Origin of the sequence: Paenibacillus sp. J2TS4 (genome assembly GCF_018403245.1) — a bacterium.
GTDB lineage: Bacteria > Bacillota > Bacilli > Paenibacillales > NBRC-103111 > Paenibacillus_L.
Genome location: NZ_BOSH01000005.1, coordinates 167,169 through 184,550 on the forward strand (window position 1 = coordinate 167,169; position 17,382 = coordinate 184,550).

The window sequence follows — 17,382 nt, forward strand, 5'->3', positions numbered from 1 at the left end:
CCTCCCGTTATTTTTTTGACCTTGCCTCCGGCATGGCTTCAACCGCCCGACTGGCTCCTCCTCTTCTCGGATCCGCTGCACCAAGCAATGTACGGGATTCATGCAAAAGCATCAGCCCGTGAACGCCTCCATAAAACATCGCATCCGGATGATGTTTCACCTCGTAGCCAAGCTGCACCAGTCTCTTTTCCAATACGGCTGGCGGCTCTGCCTCCAAATAAACCTCATTCTGATCGATAAAAAATCGCGGAGCGGCAACCGCCTCCACAAGGCTGGAGCCCTTGGCTGCGATTTGGTTCAGGATTGCCGCAAGCACCATGGGAATCCTCTTGCCTCCGGCCGATCCGATCACAATCGTATGTTCCGGACTGCGCAGCACGGTAGGGCAAACAAAGCTTTGCGGCCGCTTGCCCGGCTCCGGCCGGTTAGGAGATTCTTCACTGTCCGTAAAATTGCGCAATTGGTTATTGAGAAAATAGCCGCCCTCCGTCAAGCCGGTAGTGAAAAAACCGCCGATCGTATTGGTGGCGGAGACGACCATCCCCTGACGGTCAGCCACGCAAAAATGAGTCGTGTTAGCGACATCTTCTTGCGCCGCCTGCGCAGATACAACATCCGGCCGGACGTTCGCCGCCATCCTTTCAAGCAGTTCACGATCAAGAAGCCCGGATACGGATAGATCGCAAAAGTCGGGGTCACCCATCGTCGTTTTTCTAAGCGCATAACATTGGCTGAAAATCTCTCCCCATAGATGCAAATAGTCCGCCGAGTCCCCCGAACGGTCGGATACCTGAAGCCTTTCGCTCAGCTTCAAAGCCTGAATCAGCGTCAAGCCGCCGAAGGGGGGTGGGCAGGTGACTAAATCAAAGCGGTCATAACTTGCCCTTACCGGTTCTCTGAATAATACCTGGTATGCCTGAAAATCCCCGGGCTCCATCCCTTCCACCAGCTCGCTGATCCGCCGGGCGGGCTCTCCTTCGTAGAACCAGCGGGCTCCCTTGTCCCGAATCATTCGCATCGTCTCGGCCAGCAGCGGCTGCTGCAATCTCTCTCCGGTACGCAAAGGTTCTCCGTCCGGAAAAAATTCAGGAAAGCACTCTGCCGGAAGATGCTGCGTGTTCACTAACTGGCGATGGAGCGCCGCACCGGCGGGAAAGCCCGACTCCGCCGCCTGAATGGCCGGATCAAGGAGTTCAGACATGTCGACTGTTCCGAATCGGCGGTGAAGTTCCCCCATTCCTCGGACGAAGCCTGGCACTCCGACTTGCTGAGGGGAAACAATACCCGACATCGGAGCTATCTCCCGATAGTCGCAAATGACCGGATCGCTGCCTTCCGGTGGAACGACGAGCATCACTCCCCCGCCGCCGATCCCCGAAGCATAGGGCTCGACCACTCCCAGCATGTAGGAGACGGCAATCGCCGCATCGACCGCATTTCCCCCGGCTTCCAGAACCGACATCCCGGCCTCCACGGCGAGAGAATGAGCGGCACTTACTCCGTACGAATATGGCTTATCCATTGATCATCACCTCCTGCTCCCTGTTCAAGGGATGATGGCAAGCGACCAGCCGTTCCGCAGTTACCGGCTGCAGAGATGGGGTCACACTTTTGCACCGTTCCGTCGCATAGGCGCAGCGCGGGTGAAAGGGGCATCCTGCCGGCGGATGGAGCGGATTCGGCAGTTCTCCCTCGAGAGCCTTCTCCGAGCTGCCGCGCAATTTCGGGTCGGATACCGGGATGGAGGCCATTAGCCCCTCCGTATAAGGGTGAGCGGGACGGCTAAGCAGCTCATGCTTGTTGCCAATCTCTACGATTTTGCCCAGGTACATCACGGCAATGCGATCACTAATGTAACCTACCGCCGGCAGCCCGTGCGCGATAAAAATATAAGTCAACCGGTATCGCTTCTGCAGGACGGAGAGCAGATTAAGAATCTGCGATTGGATGGATACATCCAAGGCCGATACCGGCTCATCACAGACGATCAGCTTTGGCTTTAGTGCGATCGCCCTGCCGATGCCGACTCTCTGCCGCTGACCTCCGCTGAACTGATGCGGATAACGGTAAGCATAATCCGGTGACAGGCCTACGGCATCCATAATTTTATAAACCTCTTCCTTCAGTCGTTCCCCTTCGGCTACCCGATGCGTGCGCAGCGGTTCGGCGATAATATCGAATATCTTCATGCGGGGATTAAGGGAGGAGTATGGGTCCTGGAAAATCATCTGGATGTCTTTCCGTTTCCTCCGTATGTTCTCACGCGACATTTGACTGAAATCGGAATGATCAAACAGGATAGAGCCTGACGTAGGCTCCGTCAGATGAACGATCATATTGCCCAGCGTAGATTTGCCGCAGCCCGATTCCCCGACGATTCCCAGCGTTTCTCCCTCATAAACTGTCAGGTCGACTTGATCCACCGCTTTCAGAATTTGCTTCTTGCTGTTAAACCAGCCCTGATTGATTTCGTAATGCTTGCTCAATCGGCGAACCTGCAAAATCCCTTCTTGCCGCTCTATGTCTTGTTTTGGTGCCTGCATGTTTATCACCTCTCTTGGGTCCATTGCCCGGCAAATTCGGGTTCATGCATCAGACAGCGCACTTCGTGCCGGGAAGATGCCTCTTCATAAAGGTTCGGCTCCTGCTCCCCGCATATCGGTTTGGCATAGGGGCAGCGAGTATGAAAGCGGCAGCCCGAAGGCATGAACAGCGGGTTAGGAACCGTCCCCTCGATAGAGTCCAGCGTATCCTCCAGTTGGTGCAGCCTAGGCGTGCTTTTCAGCAGTCCCCTTGTGTACGGGTGCCTGGGAGCCTCGAACAGAGTATAAACGTCACACTGCTCTACAATCTGCCCGGCATACATGACAGCGACACGGTCCGCCATCTCGGCAATGACCCCCAAATCATGCGTAATCAATAGAATAGAGCTGCCTTCTTCCTTGATTATCTGCTTCATAATACGCAATATTTGCGCCTGAATCGAAACGTCCAAAGCCGTCGTCGGCTCGTCGGCGATCAGTATTTGCGGGTGACAGGAAATCGCCATGGCGATCATCGCCCTTTGCCTCATGCCTCCGCTGAGCTCGTGAGGATAAGCATGATACACGCTTTCCGGCCGGGATATTCGCACTTGTTTAAGCAGTTCGAGAGTACGCTGTTTGGCGGCCGCCTTATCGAGCTTTAAATGGTTCATCAGCGCCTCGCGGATCTGATATCCCACGCTGAATACCGGGTTTAAGGCCGTCAGCGGCTCCTGAAAAATCATCGAAATTTCCTTTCCTCGAATTTTCCGCATTTCGCTCTCGCTCAGGTCCAGCAGGTTTCGTCCAGCGAAGCGGATTTCCCCTGCGATAATTTTCCCCGGCTTCTCTATAAGCCTCATGACGGACAGGGTGGTGACACTTTTACCGGAGCCCGATTCGCCGACGATTCCTAGCGTTTCCCCCTGCTTCACATGAAAGGTCACCCCATCTACGGAGGGTACCGTGCCATTTTCCGTATAATAATAGGTTTTCAGATTCTGCACTTCCAAAGCGTTCTGATCCATTCGTTACCTCCCTCTAATGAGCAAGCTGTCTATTGCTCGATTTGTGAACGGGGATCGAGAACGTCCTGAAGCCAATCCCCCAACAAAATAACCCCCAACGTCGTGATGGTGATGGCCATGCCGGGGAAGGTCGCCAATCCCCAATTATCGGCCAAATAGTCTCTTCCGGTGCTCAGCATACCGCCCCAGGAGACGGCCGGCGGCTGGATGCCCAGCCCCAGGAAGCTTAAGGAAGCTTCGGCCAGTATGGTCGTGGCTACACTGAGGGTAGAGATCACTATAAAGGTCGAGTACACATTGGGGAGCAGATGGACCCACATGATCTTCCAATCGCGTACCCCGATCGATTTCGCCGCCCGCACAAAATCTCTTTCCTTCAAGCTCAATACTTCGCTGCGGATGACTCTGGCGTAGGCCACCCAGTTAGTAACACCCAGTACTATGATGAGTGTCATTAATCCCGAAGAGTTGGCCACTTTAAGAATGACGAGGGAAAACAGAATCGTAGGAATGGCCAGAAAGGAATCCACCAGTCTCATGAGAACGTTGTCGACCCATCCGCCGTAATAACCGGAGGCCAAGCCGACGGCAAGGCCGATGGCCCCGGCCACGACGACTGAGAAAATCCCGACCAATAAAGAGACTTGCGAGCCGTAAATAATGCGGCTGAGGATATCCCGGCCTAAATTATCTGTCCCCAGTATGTATTCCAGGCTGCCACCCTCCAGCCAAAAGGGAGGAACGAGAATACTCCCCACATTCTGCTTGGCCGGATCATGAGGGGCCAGCCAAGGAGCAAACACCGCCGTCATAAAGATGATCACCACGATTAGAAATCCAAGCATTCCGGTCTTGCTCTGGAGCAGCAGCCTGAACCAGCGGGAAAGCCTGGAAGGCTCCCGGGATTGGCCTATTTGCGGACTTGTGCTATCTACAGTTGTTGTCTGTGCGCTTGTATTCATCCCTGTCCCCCCTATCTGTACTTAATTCTCGGATCCAGCCATCCGCACAATAGATCAGTAATTAAATTCATAACGATGACGATCAAAGAAATAACGACAATGGCGGCCTGGACAACGGACATATCCCGCGCATTGATGGATTGCACCAATAACTGACCTAAACCGGGCCAGGCAAAGATCATCTCGGTAATTAATGCTCCTCCAAGCACCCCGCCGGTTTGCATCATAATTATCGTTACAACCGGAATAAGCGCATTGCGGAAGGCATGCTTGTATACGACGACGGAGCCTTTTAAGCCTTTGCTTTTGGCGGTTCTGACATAGTCCTGCTGCAGCGCTTCAATCATGCTTGAGCGTGTTAAACGGGCGATGTATGCGGCAAACGAGGTGCCCAAAGTAACCGCGGGCAGAACCAGATGCGCGGCCGTTCCGCTGCCGGACACGGGAAACCATTGCAGATACACGCTAAAAATCAGGCTCAGCATAATCCCCACCCAAAAATTCGGCATCGCTTTCCCGAGCACCGTGCCGCCAGTGACGAATAATTCCAGAAGCGAATTTTTGCGAGTAGCCGATAGGATACCGAGAGGCAGAGCCAGGCCAATGGCGACAAACATGGACACAACCCCCAACAGCATCGTTATGGGAAGCCTCTCCAGCACCAAGGATAAAGCCGGCTGACCGTAGCGGAACGATTCTCCGAAATCACCTTGCAGCGCATTCCACAAAAAAGTGACAAATTGAATGTAAAAAGGTTTATCCAAATTTAAAGCGGCGCGAAGGGCCTCTATCTCTTCCTGGGTTGCATTCTCCGGCAGCATCAATACAACAGGATCACCCGATACATACATCAGGATAAAAACGATCGCAATAATAATAAACAGTACCGGAATCATCTGTAGCAATCTTCTGGCTGCATATCTTTTCATTTTATTCCTCCCTCGGGTCCGTCCTTCACTCGCGCAAATCCGGCTAAAGGCATGAAAGGAGCTATTTCTATAGCCCCTAATCCAGCCTTCGTCAACCCCTGCGAGCTGCAATCAATGTCGGCATTACATGGCAAACATATCGTATGCTACCATTCTTTCATCCAATCGCGGTGTGAAGTCTACCGATTTACTGACCCCATAAGTATTGTGCTCCAGATAGAGATAGATGTTCATCCGCTCCTCTGCCACTATCTCTTGGGCTCGCTGATATTGCTTCGCCCGTTCTTCCTGATTCATGTTCGTCGAAGCCTGGGTCAGCAATTCTGCCAGCTCCGGATTATCATATCCCATCGCAGTCATGGAACGGGTAGAAGTCAGATGCTCGCCGACCATAATATGAGCGTCATAGTAGGAATTGGCCAGCCATACGATATGTAAATCTCCTATTTTGCCGGAGTTCCTCAGCTCTACGTAACTGCTCCACTCGAGCAATTGCAGATTGACTTTAATGCCCGCCTCTGCCAGCATTCCAACTAGCATTTCGGCCACTTCCTTATCTCTGGAATAGCGTCCGCTGGTTGAGTGCAAAGTCAATTCCACACCATCTTCATATCCTGCCTCTTTCAACAGCTGCTTCGCCCGTTCCACATCATACAAGGAAGTGTCATACAACGATTCGTTGGAGCCGAAATTTCCCGGTGTCACCCGCGTCCGGGTTGGCGTCGCTTCACCGCCGAGCAGCGTATCGATAATCGCCTTATTATCAATGGCCAGCTCGATGGCCTCTCTGACCCGCTTATCTGCCGTTGGGCTGCCTTCGTTCGCGCGAGGAACGATGAAGGCTACCCGCTGAGAGATAGAAGAAGCGAGCTTCGTCTTGTCTGAGTTGTTGATCCGCTCCCAGTTGTTGCTCGTCACACCGGGAATCAGGTCCAGTCCACCGGTCAGAAGCTCGTTAACCCGGGTGGAGCTCTCTGGCACGATTCGAAACGTCAATTTGCTCCAATTCTGTTTTGGACCTTCGTAATAATTATCAAAGGGGACAAAGGAGATGTGGCTTCCCCTTTTCCACTCTTCGAACTTGAACGGACCGGTACCGACCGGATGCTGCTGAAAGTAGTCCCAACCCTTCTCTTCGATATAATTCTTCGGATAAATGCCGGCTCCGGGTCTGGCCAATACACTCAACAGGATCGGATCCGGTTGGTTTGTCACGATTTGAAACTTATGATCGTCCATCACTTTGACTTCTTTAATCGTTTTGAAGGTGCCGTTCTCGGTCAAGCTCTTATCCGTGGCTGCCCTTTCCAATGTAAATTTCACGTCGTCCGCTGTCAGTTGATCGCCGTTATGGAAGGTTACTCCCTGCTTAATCGTAAATTCCCAGGTCGTATCATCGATATTTTGATAGGACTCCGCCAAATCATTGACAATCTCCCCGTTCTCCTGACGCTTAAACAAGGAATTGTACATGTTCGTTGTAGCCTGCAGTGTGACATGATCGCCATGACTGTATATATCCATGGATACGATTTCCGTTGGCGCTCCGATGGTGAGAGGCCTGCCCTTGCCGTCCCCGCTCTTGTCACTGTTGCTGCCCCCGGACGAACTGCTCGGACCGCACCCGGATAATAAAACCATTCCAGCCAAAATCAGGCTTAAAAACGCTTTCATAGTTTGCATGTACTAACCCCCTGATTGTTTTAATCCTTGCTTAACTATCCTTAATGGCGCTCGAGCAGGCCTGAACAAACGCCTCAAACAACTTCTGGGAATAGATGTCTTCTTTTCTCAACAAGTTCTCAGGATGCCACTGCACACCGATTACGAAACGATGCTTGACACTTGCGAACGCCTCAACAATCCCATCGCTGGCACGTGCGCATATTTCGAACCCGTCGGCCATCTTTCGTACGGCCTGGTGATGATAGCTGTTGACCTTATACCGTAAAGAGCCGGTGATCTGATGAAGAAGGGAGCCTTCGCAAACATCAATATAATGTGAGCCGTGGTACCGGGGAGCCACTTGTTGATGCTGCAGCAGTGTCTGCTCATGCTGAGCATGGATATCCTGGTACATATCCCCCCCTTGAACTACATTCAATATTTGGCAGCCGCGACAAATGCCCAGAATCGGCTTATCGAGCTGCAGCATTCGAGCAATCATCATCGATTCGAACCGGTCTCTTTCCGGAGATACCTCTCCTAATCGGGGATGAGGTTCTTCTCCGAACAAAGTCGGATCAATATCTTTTCCCCCCGAAGAAAGCAGACCATCAATCGTTGCCGCTATCTTATCCGCAGATGCTTCATCGGACAAATTAGGCAGTACGACTGGCACGCCGCCTGCCCATGCGATGGCCTGAATATAATCTTGGCCGGTGACCGCCAATCTCTCTTCTCTGATGGAGGACGTTATTCCAATAATAGGTTTCAATTTACAGCCTCCCCACTTAATGATAATTTTGAAAATTAATGAAAGCGTTTCAATTATGATACTATTTTAACACCAAAAATTCACTCTAAAAAATACGAGATTCTTATATACTTATAATTTTGCATTATAAATGGTTGCTTTTTTACTAGAAATGCTATAATGGGAAAAACTTTCGTGGAAGCCCTTTCATATTTTCCGCCGATTCCGATCTTAAAGACAGCTTGATCTATTTTAAAAATGCAGGTTCTTCAGCTTATCCGTTATGTCATGAAAACCACCCTACAAAGTAAGGAGTTGCCTGGCCTATGAATTATTTAACATTGCGTTATTTCCTGGAAATTGCCCATTGCTTGAATTTCAGTCAAGCCGCCCAACAATTGCACATTTCCCAGCCTGGACTGAGCCAGCAAATAACCGCGCTCGAAAAATACCTCGGCATCAAGCTTCTATACCGCTCCACCCGGAAAGTTACGCTGACGGAAGAAGGCGAATATCTTTACAGAAATCTGCTTCCCTCCTTCGAAAACATCGATAAAACCGTGCGCGAGCTGATCGAAGCGGGAAGTGTTCCGCAAATGACGATCCGTATCGCAACCGTCCCTTCTGCTGCAAGCCATCTCGTCCCTTTTTTAATCAAACAGCTTAAAAAACGGCACGAACTTATTGAGTTTTACGTAAAGGAAACGACATCCGTCCATGCTATTGAACTGGTACAAAAGAGTGAATATCATCTGGCCTTCATCCGTACGCCGATCGATATCAAACAATCGCTGCTAAAGCCTCTTCAATGGTTGGAGTTTTCGAAGCAGCCGCTGCAGCTGGCCGTATTCGAACAGCATCCCGCGGCTCTGCAAGATGAAGCGGATCTGCGGGATTTTAAGAACGAAACGTTTCTTCATTACGATCCGAAGCATTCGCCTGCGCTATACTATTTGTTGGAGCACGCTTGTCTAACCGCCGGCTTCATTCCGAAAACGATCGGTGCCGGTCCGGAAATCTTGACAACAGCTAACCTGATTTCGAACGGAATCGGCATCACTTTAATGCCCAGAGATATGATCGAGCTCCTTCAATCCTACAGAATTAAAGGAATTGCTTTAAAAAATCTCCCTCTATTCAGCTCTATATCCGTCGTTTGGAATAATATGAACACCCCTGTCCTGACTATGGATGCCCTTGACATTCTAAAACAATTTCAGCAATCGACCGAGTAAATAAAACACCTGAAGGGCTTGTTAATAACTCACATTTTTTATAACTCATACTTATATATGTATAATTTATTCGTATTTTTTCTTTAAACCATTTAGTGATACATTGTGGATGTCAACACTAAGATGAGCTGTTCAAGCACACTATTGAATGCGCTCTATTGGAGAGAGGGGAAATAGCGAATGCCATCAGAACACATACATGTCCTGCCCTATGGCTTGGGACCGATCGGAATCAAGATTGTTGAAAATTGCCTGCAGACTGAGGCTGTCCGCATGATATCCGCGGTGGACATCGATCCTCTTAAAATCGGGCGGGATGTCGGGGAATTGGCGGGAAGAGAATATGCGGGTGTAAGCGTAGTCTCCAATGTAGAAGAAATAGGAAGTCCATCCGGTGCAAACCGGAAGATTGCGCTTCATGCAACCGGGTCGAATTTAGAAATGGTATGGCCACAAATTAAACAACTGCTCGATCACGGCTATTCCGTTGTCTCCACCTGTGAGCAATTGGCTTATCCATGGCATCGTTATCCGGAACTATCCCGGGAAATCGATCAATATGCCAGCGATAAACAGCAAATCGTCATCGGAACCGGAGTCAATCCCGGATTTGTCATGGACTCCCTTGCTCTTTTCGCCACTTCCGTCACCCAGAGCATTACCCGAATCTATATCTCGCGCAAAGTGGACGTGGCCAAGCGCCGCCTTCCTCTGCAAAAGAAGGTCGGCATAGGCATGACCCCGGAACAGTTCATGGAGCTGGCAGAGCAAGACCGAATCGGGCATGTCGGTCTGGAAGAATCGTTACGCCTGATTGCCTATGGGCTCAACCTTAGCCTATCCGATGTATACAACAGGATCGATCCGGTCATTTCCTGGCAGGACATGGAATTGTCTTCCGGGTCGATAAAGAAAAATGAAGTGATTGGTCTCCATCAAATTTCCCGCGGAATAGCCGCCGGTATCCCGATTGAACTGGATCTGGTTATGTCCGCAGGCGCCAAGCAAGAAGACCGGCTCACTCTGGAAACGGCAGAAATGGGGACACTGGAAATCGTCGTTCCCCATGGAATTTTTGGCGATACCGCTACAGCGAATATTGTCGTTAATACCGCAAAAACAATTCATTCGTTCGAGCGGAGCGGGCTTCTGACCATGGCTGATATCCCTTTAGCGAGGAATATGCACTGACCATTTTTCCGTCCCGATGGAAAGCTCTCCGAAGCTTCCCAAGTCTTAGGAAGGTAGGAATACAAACCAAAGCTCGCTCAGTAGATCTCTTTCTTTCCCCCCTCTATGGACTCTATTCGAGCCACACAGGAAGAAAACCAATCCGCCTTTCATGGCGGGTTGGTTTTCTTTATTGGACAGGGAGTTTCGCAAAGCTCATCTCAATGGCCGGATGGAGCAAGAGACTCGTTCTCTACCATCGCACTTCCCCCTCCCCTGCGGACCTGCTCGGAGACAGCCTGCACATGCCCGTCAGGGAAAAACGCAATCGCATTCACCGCTCCAATGCCGTAGGATAAACCGGAAATATTAAATTCCTGACCGTACAAGTGAAGCTGCCCGAATTCGGGTGTATTCTCGAACTCGGCTTCTACTAGCGTTTTCCCGCTCGAACTATGATTTCTCTGAGACACCCGCGGTGCTGTAACAGCTTCAGGAAGGGACATATCAAAATCAAGATAATTTATAATGACCTGCAGTACTGTAGTTATAATCGTCGTCCCGCCAGGTGATCCTACAGCCAGAACCGGCTCCCCATCCTTCATAATAATGATGGGAGACATACTGCTTAAGGTGCGCATGCCGGCACGTGGCGCATTGGGATGTCCGGCCGGGACGCTGGATGCAGTTCTGGAGGTTAATCCGTTATTTAATAAAAACCCATACCCCGGCACCACCATCCCGTTTCCTCCAATCGCATTGAGCGTATTGGTATAAGCTACGATATTCCCGTCCTGATCGGATACGGTATGATGAATGGTGGATTCGCGGACATTAAGACTGTCCAGATCATATACTTTCAGCTTATCTATTTGGAAGCTGCCGCCAGAAGCCCCCGCTCCCCCTGTCAGTTCAATGGCGCTGAGCAATAATTTGCCCGGTGTGACCACGTCGTTGTTCGTCCGCTGGTGCAGCCATCCGGCCGGTTCTTCCTCTCCGTCCTTCCAGATGCGTACTTTAATACCTCCCCCTTCCACCCGGAAGCGGAGCCATTGCCATTCCGTGGTCCGCGGATGATCCACAGTAGCGAGTCCGTAAATTCCATTGCTGTTTCGTGTGCGAAGAATTCGTACGGTATCTGTTTTCGTATTGATTTCCAGGCCATAACCGTTGTGGGGAGCCGTTGTACTATTCCATCCGTCCGCTCTCAGCCAGAAGCGCAGGTTGCGATCATCACCGAGCTCATTCATTTTGAAACGAACGAGCAGCTCGCTGTCATAAACCGCCTCCATCTGAGGCTCGGCCCGGGCATAAGCATTCTTCGCTCCCGTAAGCTCGATATTTCCTATGCCATTCCGGACATCGATCACCGCTCCTTCCCCCGGCTTGCTGGAGCCAGTCCCGGTCGCCGTTATAAACTTTCCGCTGGAATCCCAGGAGGCCCCGTCCGCCAATCCATCGAACTGAAAGCCGAAGGCCAGCGGATTCAATTCCGTCACATAGACGTCGCCGATCTGAAAGCTTCCTCCTTGGCCATCTCCCGTAAGCTCAAGCGCACTAAGCAGAAATTTGCCGATACCGGATACCTGGCTGTTTTGCAGAGTATGGGTCCATGTGTTTCTTGGTTCACTCTCCCCATCCTTCCACAGCCGGATTTTCAGTTGATCCCCTTCGACCCGAAAACGGAGCCACTGCCAATCGGTCGTCCGATTGTAATCGAATTCTGCAAGTCCATATACTCCATTGCCGTCCCGGGTGCGGATGATCCGGATGCTGTCCGAACCCGTATTCACTTCTATGCCATACCCATTACTAGGAGCGGTGGTGCTGTTCCAATGATCCGCTCTCAACCAGAAGCGCAAATTGCGATCATCGCCAAGCTCATTCATCTTGAAGCGGATGAGCAGCTCGCTGTCATAGACTTCCTCCATGTCCGACTCAGCCCGGGCATAGGCATATTTTGTTCCCGTGAGCTCAATTCTCCCTGTGCCATCCTGAACATCGATTATTGCACCTTCATCTGGACGATTGGAACCAATTCCGGTTGCTGTCCAGAACTTACCGCTGGAATCCCAGGAAGCTCCATCCGCCAAACCGGCAAAAGAGACGGTCAATCGATTTTTGCCCGCAGACGGAAGGGGATCCGGCCAAAGCTCCGGATCTTCGTTGTACGGCCACGGATTTCCAGGCTCCAGAATATATCCGGTTCCGGTCTGCTCTATTTGTTGACGAATCGACTCGGCATATCCTTTGGATAGCAATCCTGTAACCGGAAGCGGACCATGATAAGTCGCCGGATCTCCTAAATAAGCGTCCCTGTCCGCAAACGCATATCGCGATGCTTCAATATAGTAGTGCAAAGCCTCCGATCTTGGAAGCCCTTTCAAATTATACCCTTCGAGAATATTGAGGGCTTGTCCAATCGTCGTTCCTCCGGAAGCGGAAGGAGGCGGACCATAGACTTCATATCCGTGATAATCTACTTTCACCGGCGAATATGTCAACGTATTATAATTATGCAGATCGGACAAACTCATGTCCCCGGGCAGCACCGTCACCACCGGCTGATCTACAGCAGGAGGAGCATTCACGGTGTCTACGATTGCTTGTGCAATCTCACCGTTGTAGAACACATGACTTCCTTGATCCGCTATTAACCGGTAGGTAGCCGCCAAATCCGGATTTGTCATCAGCGTTCCAACAGACGGGATACTTCCGTCCGAATTCAAATATAAATCTGCGGTAGACTGATAGCTGCTAAAGCGCAAAGTATTTTCCGAGATCTCTCGAATCAAATTTTCATCCGCATAGAAGCCATTCTCCGCCACCTCGATAGCCGGCTGCAGCAACTCACTTAAGGTCATCCCGGTTCCATACAGATTTAAAGCTTCTTCCCATGCTTTCACCGTACCCGGAACCCCTACGGCCATCCCGCTCGCATAGCGGGTTTCCGAATCGTATTCATCCCCATTCTCATCCATAAAAGAATGAGGACCAAAGGTACCCTGGGCGGTTTCCCGATGATCCAGCACAATGAACCGATCTTCCTCCTTCAAATAAATGTGCATGTAACCGCCTCCGCCAATTCCGCCGGAGAACGGACGAACGACGCCCAATACGGCTGAGGCTGCAATGGCCGCTTCCACCGCATTGCCTCCTTTACTCAAAATTTCCATAGCCGCCTGACTGGCAAGGGGATGTTCCGTCGCCGCCGCTCCTCCAGTTCCCTCCGCCTGCCAATTTTGATCGTACCAAGGCAGTCGATCCGGGAATGCAGTGGCAGGTGCAGCGAGCAGCATAAAGAAAGCTAACACGGCACAGCTTAAAGATTTTCCTCGGGCTCTGAACATTTTCCTTTACCTCCTTTATTAAAATAAGGGGATTTATCCCTTTTACTCTCAGTATAAATATAACTCGATATACATTTGTAATATGGAATAGTTATAAACTTATATCCATAAGTTATAGGTCATGATGAAGTAAAGGCCAGGCCTGGGTCGGTGCTGTAACAACTACAGCCGCTTTATTCCGAAGGGAACAAAGCGGCTGTAGTTGTCGCGCGACATTATACTTTATAAAAATTCAGTCAACTGCTCGAACTCCTTGATTTCATTACTGGATTCGTTATATACCTCAATCCATTTAGCTTTAATTTCTCTCAATTTATCAACCAAATAAGGGTCAAAATGGGTACCGCTCCCTTGCTCAATAATCTCGAAGGCCTCCTCAGGAGTGATTGCTTCTCGATAAGAACGTTTGGAGGTGACCGCGTCAAAGACATCAGCAATAGCCAAAATGCGGGCATCCAGCGGGATCTCTTCGCCTTTAATGCCGGTAGGATAACCGGTTCCATCCCATTTTTCATGATGATATAGAACTCCGGGTTTGAGCGAGCCCAGCATGGGCAGCTTTTCAACCATTCTCCCCCCAACTACTGGATGAGATTTAATCAACTCATACTCTTCCTTCGTTAAAGCTCCTGATTTAGTTAAGACCTGCTCCGGAATGTTGATTTTGCCGATATCGTGAAGCAGTCCCGACAAATACAAGGACTGCAGTTTCTTCTTATCCCGGTACTCGGGAAGGTTGCGAGCCAGCTCAATGGCATACTTGCTGACGCGTTCGCTATGTCCAAATGTATACGCATCCTTGGCCTCCACTGCAATGATAAAAGTTTTGACCACTTGCCGAATGGAGGCATCCGCCGAATTCATAATCGTAGTAACCTGTGCCTCATACAATTGATTCAATTGTTTAAGCAGCAGATGGCTGAAGGTAGCAATAATAATATACAGCAGAATGCGGTTGGACAAATCAATAGAGTCAAAAATGCCGGAAACGATCGGGTATTGGTGCCCCACGAATATCATCATCACGAGCCCGAGCAGAGAATAAAGTATAAGCACGTACCGGTCTCCATAAAAACCGGAAATTAGCGGAATCAGTAAGAAAAACCCCCACGCTTCCCTATATCCGGAGCCGAAGTATAAACAACAGACAACTAAAATCATAAATAGCAGAACGAGATGCATAGAGACATTGGCAGACAGACGTAAAAGTCGTTTGCCCCATACCACAATGAACCAGGCCCCTAGACACGATAGCAGCAAAAAGAGGTTGGCCCGCGAGAACGGAAGCCCAAAAAGAAGAAATGCGGAATTCCAAACAATGCTCAGCAATAAATAGAAGAAGGTGGCATTCAATATTTTGGTGCTCACCTGCTCATTGTGGATTTTATAGTAATTGCCAAGCATGATCAATTTGTCCGTTGTTGGTAGCATCTGTTCGTATCATCCCTGTTTTTCATAGCGTCGTATAGCTTATTGTAACATGATTTTCCAACTTGAACTATACTCGAGTGGAGTGAAAATCACTCAAAAAAATATAAGGAGTGTGTTGAACAATGAAGGACACAACACAGTATCAGTATGCAGTAGCCAAAGGGGTGATGCGGGAACAGGCCATTCGTCTCCATCATGACAGGTACGAGGAAATCGGGTTTTTCAAGAAGAACGAAATCGATCCTTATGAGCAGCTCTCCACTTATTTTGCTGCGCAAGCGGAAGACGGGGTAATTGTGGGGGTTACGCGTCTTATTAAAGACAGACTGGAGGAGCTGCCAACCATACAGTATTTCCGTATTTACGATCTGGAAATGGCAAAGTTAAGCCAGCTGGATCGAACCAGATTTGCAGAAGTGAGCGCGTTTACGAAAATGCCGCAGCATGAAGTAGGTGCGGGCTTGATCAAAACCGTCCTGCAGTACTCTTTGGATACGGGGCTTACCCATTGGATTTGCTGCATTGACGAAAGAGTGTACAAGTATATGACCCGAATGATAAAATTTCCCTTAAAAGTAATCGGCGAGCCGCAAGTATATCTGGGCTCCGTAACCATTCCATGCGCTCTGCAATTATCCGAATTCCTCGCCAGCCTCCAGCAGCATCGACCTTCTCTCTATGAATTTTTTATGTCACCGTTAAATAATGTCTCGGAAAGGGTGAGCTTATAATGAAGCAACAGTTTATTCGCAATCTGGGAATTATGTCCGAAGCCGATATTGACAAGCTGCAGCGTTCCTCTATTGCCATAGCCGGGTGCGGCTGCATCGGAGGCTTCTCCGCGGAGCTGCTGGCCCGCATGGGTATCGGCCGGCTGATGCTGGCTGACCCTGATCATTTCGATGTATCCAACATCAACAGGCAGTGCGCCGCCACTCATTTGACCGTTGGTCAGCCAAAGGTGGAAGCGCTGAGCCAGCATCTGCTCGCGATCAATCCGGACTTGCAAATCGATGCCTTCCCGGAGGGCGTGCACAGCGGCAACGTACAGGAATTTCTCGCAGGTGCCGATTATGTGATCGATGCCATTGATTATTTTGCCTTTTCCGCCTCCTTGATTCTGCACAGAGCGGCACGGGCAAACGGGTTGTTCATCACTACGGCGGTGGCCCTTGGATTCGGCACATCCGTATTGACCTTCGCTCCCGACGGCCTGAATCTGGAGCAATACATCGGCATCCCGGAGGACATTACTCCCGAGCAAGCCAAGGAACTGACCTTTCCTGCGGCTTCCTACAGTGAGCAGCTCCCCCAATATGCGACTCCGGAGCTGGTGGCCGGATGGCTCAGCGAGCAGACCATTCCCACGATCAGCGTCGGACAAGCCCTGGGGCCAGGCGTGCTGGTCTCCAAGCTTGTTCTTCATTTGCTGGGAAGAAAGCAGCCCCAGATCGTTCCGGAACGATTCCAGCTTCAATTTGAAGATTGAGGAACGCGGCGCGCAATTGCGGTTTAAGGTGCAAAATTGCACGCCAATTAGGCACTTTCGATATTTTGGGGGCTTTAAGGTGCAAAACTGCGCTTTAATCGCCCTTTTACGGGGAAATTCCCGATTATCGGAAAATTAGAGTGCACTTCTGCTCTTCATTTGCCGATGGCGGAGGAAATACCGAAATTAGAGTGCACTTCTGTTCTTTATTACTTAATACAAAAGACACAAACTTAAACCAAGAATCTGACGAAAAAATATTCGTCAGATTCTGGTTTAACCTTAATTTATCCACTGTGAACGGTAATTAAGATACGATTTCTACTAACGGCACGGTACACTATTAATACAGTAAATCAAACCATGATTTGATTCTCCGAATATTGATGTCCTTCTTCCTCCAATTTTTGTATCTGCTTGTCCTTTTCCTTTCCCAGGATCCATTTTTCAATATAAATGGGAATCTTATCGATTATTAAGCAGGGATTTGACCCCCATACCGCAGACGCCGAACCTCTGCCAAATTTGAATTCATTCGATGCTGCGAATTTTGTACGGATAACCCGATCTTCCTTCGGTTCCGCAATATCAACGGCAATCCGCTTGCCACCGACGTTATTAACAACTGTCATCACTTGAGTTTCTGCTATCTTCAAGCATAACCTCGACTGTGTTCTCGATTGCGGCGTTCAATAAGATTGCTCCATTTTTTTGCTGATCATCCAAAAGGGGCTGCCCCCTGGGTCATCTTCGATGACTTTATGGGACTGCCCCTTGGATTTGATATATAAATGATGGCTCCACCTTGAACTTGTACTTGACACCCACTCTCTCCTAACCAAATGGATTT

Annotated in this window: 14 protein-coding genes; 4 read left to right on the forward strand and 10 right to left on the reverse strand. The window is 49.9% G+C overall.

Features of this window, described 5'->3' with window-relative positions:
• Positions 1-7: 7 nt before the first annotated feature.
• From KJS69_RS13020 to KJS69_RS13050, 7 genes are all read right to left on the reverse strand, one after another.
• Positions 8-1,522: a gamma-glutamyltransferase family protein gene (locus tag KJS69_RS13020; RefSeq protein ID WP_213584210.1), complete on the reverse strand. Its 1,515-nt coding sequence runs from the start codon at positions 1,520-1,522 to the stop codon at positions 8-10.
• A complete protein-coding gene (locus KJS69_RS13025; protein ID WP_213584211.1) occupies positions 1,515-2,543 on the reverse strand; it encodes an ABC transporter ATP-binding protein in 1,029 nt (342 codons plus the stop codon). The genes KJS69_RS13020 and KJS69_RS13025 overlap by 8 nt, the downstream gene beginning before the upstream one ends.
• A gap of 5 nt (positions 2,544-2,548) precedes the next feature.
• Complete coding sequence (locus tag KJS69_RS13030) at positions 2,549-3,550, reverse strand: ABC transporter ATP-binding protein (RefSeq protein WP_213584212.1); 1,002 nt, start codon at positions 3,548-3,550, stop codon at positions 2,549-2,551.
• 29 nt (positions 3,551-3,579) lie between these two features.
• Entirely contained in the window at positions 3,580-4,512 is a 933-nt protein-coding gene (locus KJS69_RS13035) for an ABC transporter permease (RefSeq protein WP_213584213.1), read from the reverse strand.
• A gap of 11 nt (positions 4,513-4,523) precedes the next feature.
• Positions 4,524-5,441 carry an ABC transporter permease gene (locus KJS69_RS13040; RefSeq protein WP_213584214.1) on the reverse strand — a complete coding sequence of 306 codons (918 nt, stop codon included), beginning with the start codon at positions 5,439-5,441 and terminating at the stop codon, positions 4,524-4,526.
• 123 nt (positions 5,442-5,564) lie between these two features.
• Positions 5,565-7,124 (reverse strand): ABC transporter substrate-binding protein, encoded by a 1,560-nt coding sequence (locus tag KJS69_RS13045; RefSeq protein WP_249730498.1) that lies wholly within the window; start codon positions 7,122-7,124, stop codon positions 5,565-5,567.
• A 31-nt stretch (positions 7,125-7,155) separates the two neighbouring features.
• Complete coding sequence (locus KJS69_RS13050; protein ID WP_213584215.1) at positions 7,156-7,878, reverse strand: gamma-glutamyl-gamma-aminobutyrate hydrolase family protein; 723 nt, start codon at positions 7,876-7,878, stop codon at positions 7,156-7,158.
• Positions 7,879-8,183: 305 nt separating this feature from the next.
• Between KJS69_RS13050 and KJS69_RS13055 the strand changes: the two genes are divergently transcribed.
• On the forward strand, positions 8,184-9,092 hold the full coding sequence (locus KJS69_RS13055; protein ID WP_213584216.1) for a LysR family transcriptional regulator: 909 nt from the start codon (positions 8,184-8,186) through the stop codon (positions 9,090-9,092).
• Positions 9,093-9,272: 180 nt separating this feature from the next.
• Positions 9,273-10,283: a hypothetical protein gene (locus KJS69_RS13060; protein ID WP_213584217.1), complete on the forward strand. Its 1,011-nt coding sequence runs from the start codon at positions 9,273-9,275 to the stop codon at positions 10,281-10,283.
• A gap of 200 nt (positions 10,284-10,483) precedes the next feature.
• Here KJS69_RS13060 and KJS69_RS13065 read toward each other — a convergent pair whose 3' ends face one another.
• Complete coding sequence (locus KJS69_RS13065) at positions 10,484-13,612, reverse strand: gamma-glutamyltransferase (protein WP_213584218.1); 3,129 nt, start codon at positions 13,610-13,612, stop codon at positions 10,484-10,486.
• Positions 13,613-13,834: 222 nt separating this feature from the next.
• On the reverse strand, positions 13,835-15,043 hold the full coding sequence (locus tag KJS69_RS13070) for an HD-GYP domain-containing protein (protein WP_213584219.1): 1,209 nt from the start codon (positions 15,041-15,043) through the stop codon (positions 13,835-13,837).
• A 122-nt stretch (positions 15,044-15,165) separates the two neighbouring features.
• Here KJS69_RS13070 and KJS69_RS13075 point away from each other — a divergent pair, with 122 nt between their 5' ends.
• Both KJS69_RS13075 and KJS69_RS13080 read left to right on the forward strand, forming a co-directional pair.
• Positions 15,166-15,774, forward strand: coding sequence for an N-acyl amino acid synthase FeeM domain-containing protein (locus KJS69_RS13075; RefSeq protein WP_213584220.1), 609 nt, complete (start codon positions 15,166-15,168; stop codon positions 15,772-15,774).
• Entirely contained in the window at positions 15,774-16,532 is a 759-nt protein-coding gene (locus KJS69_RS13080; protein ID WP_249730499.1) for a ThiF family adenylyltransferase, read from the forward strand. Before KJS69_RS13075 ends, KJS69_RS13080 begins: the two co-directional genes overlap by 1 nt.
• Before the next feature lie 356 nt (positions 16,533-16,888).
• On the opposite strand, the gene KJS69_RS13085 is transcribed toward KJS69_RS13080, so the two are convergent.
• Positions 16,889-17,188: a hypothetical protein gene (locus KJS69_RS13085; RefSeq protein ID WP_213584221.1), complete on the reverse strand. Its 300-nt coding sequence runs from the start codon at positions 17,186-17,188 to the stop codon at positions 16,889-16,891.
• Between the last annotated feature and the right edge of the window lie 194 nt (positions 17,189-17,382).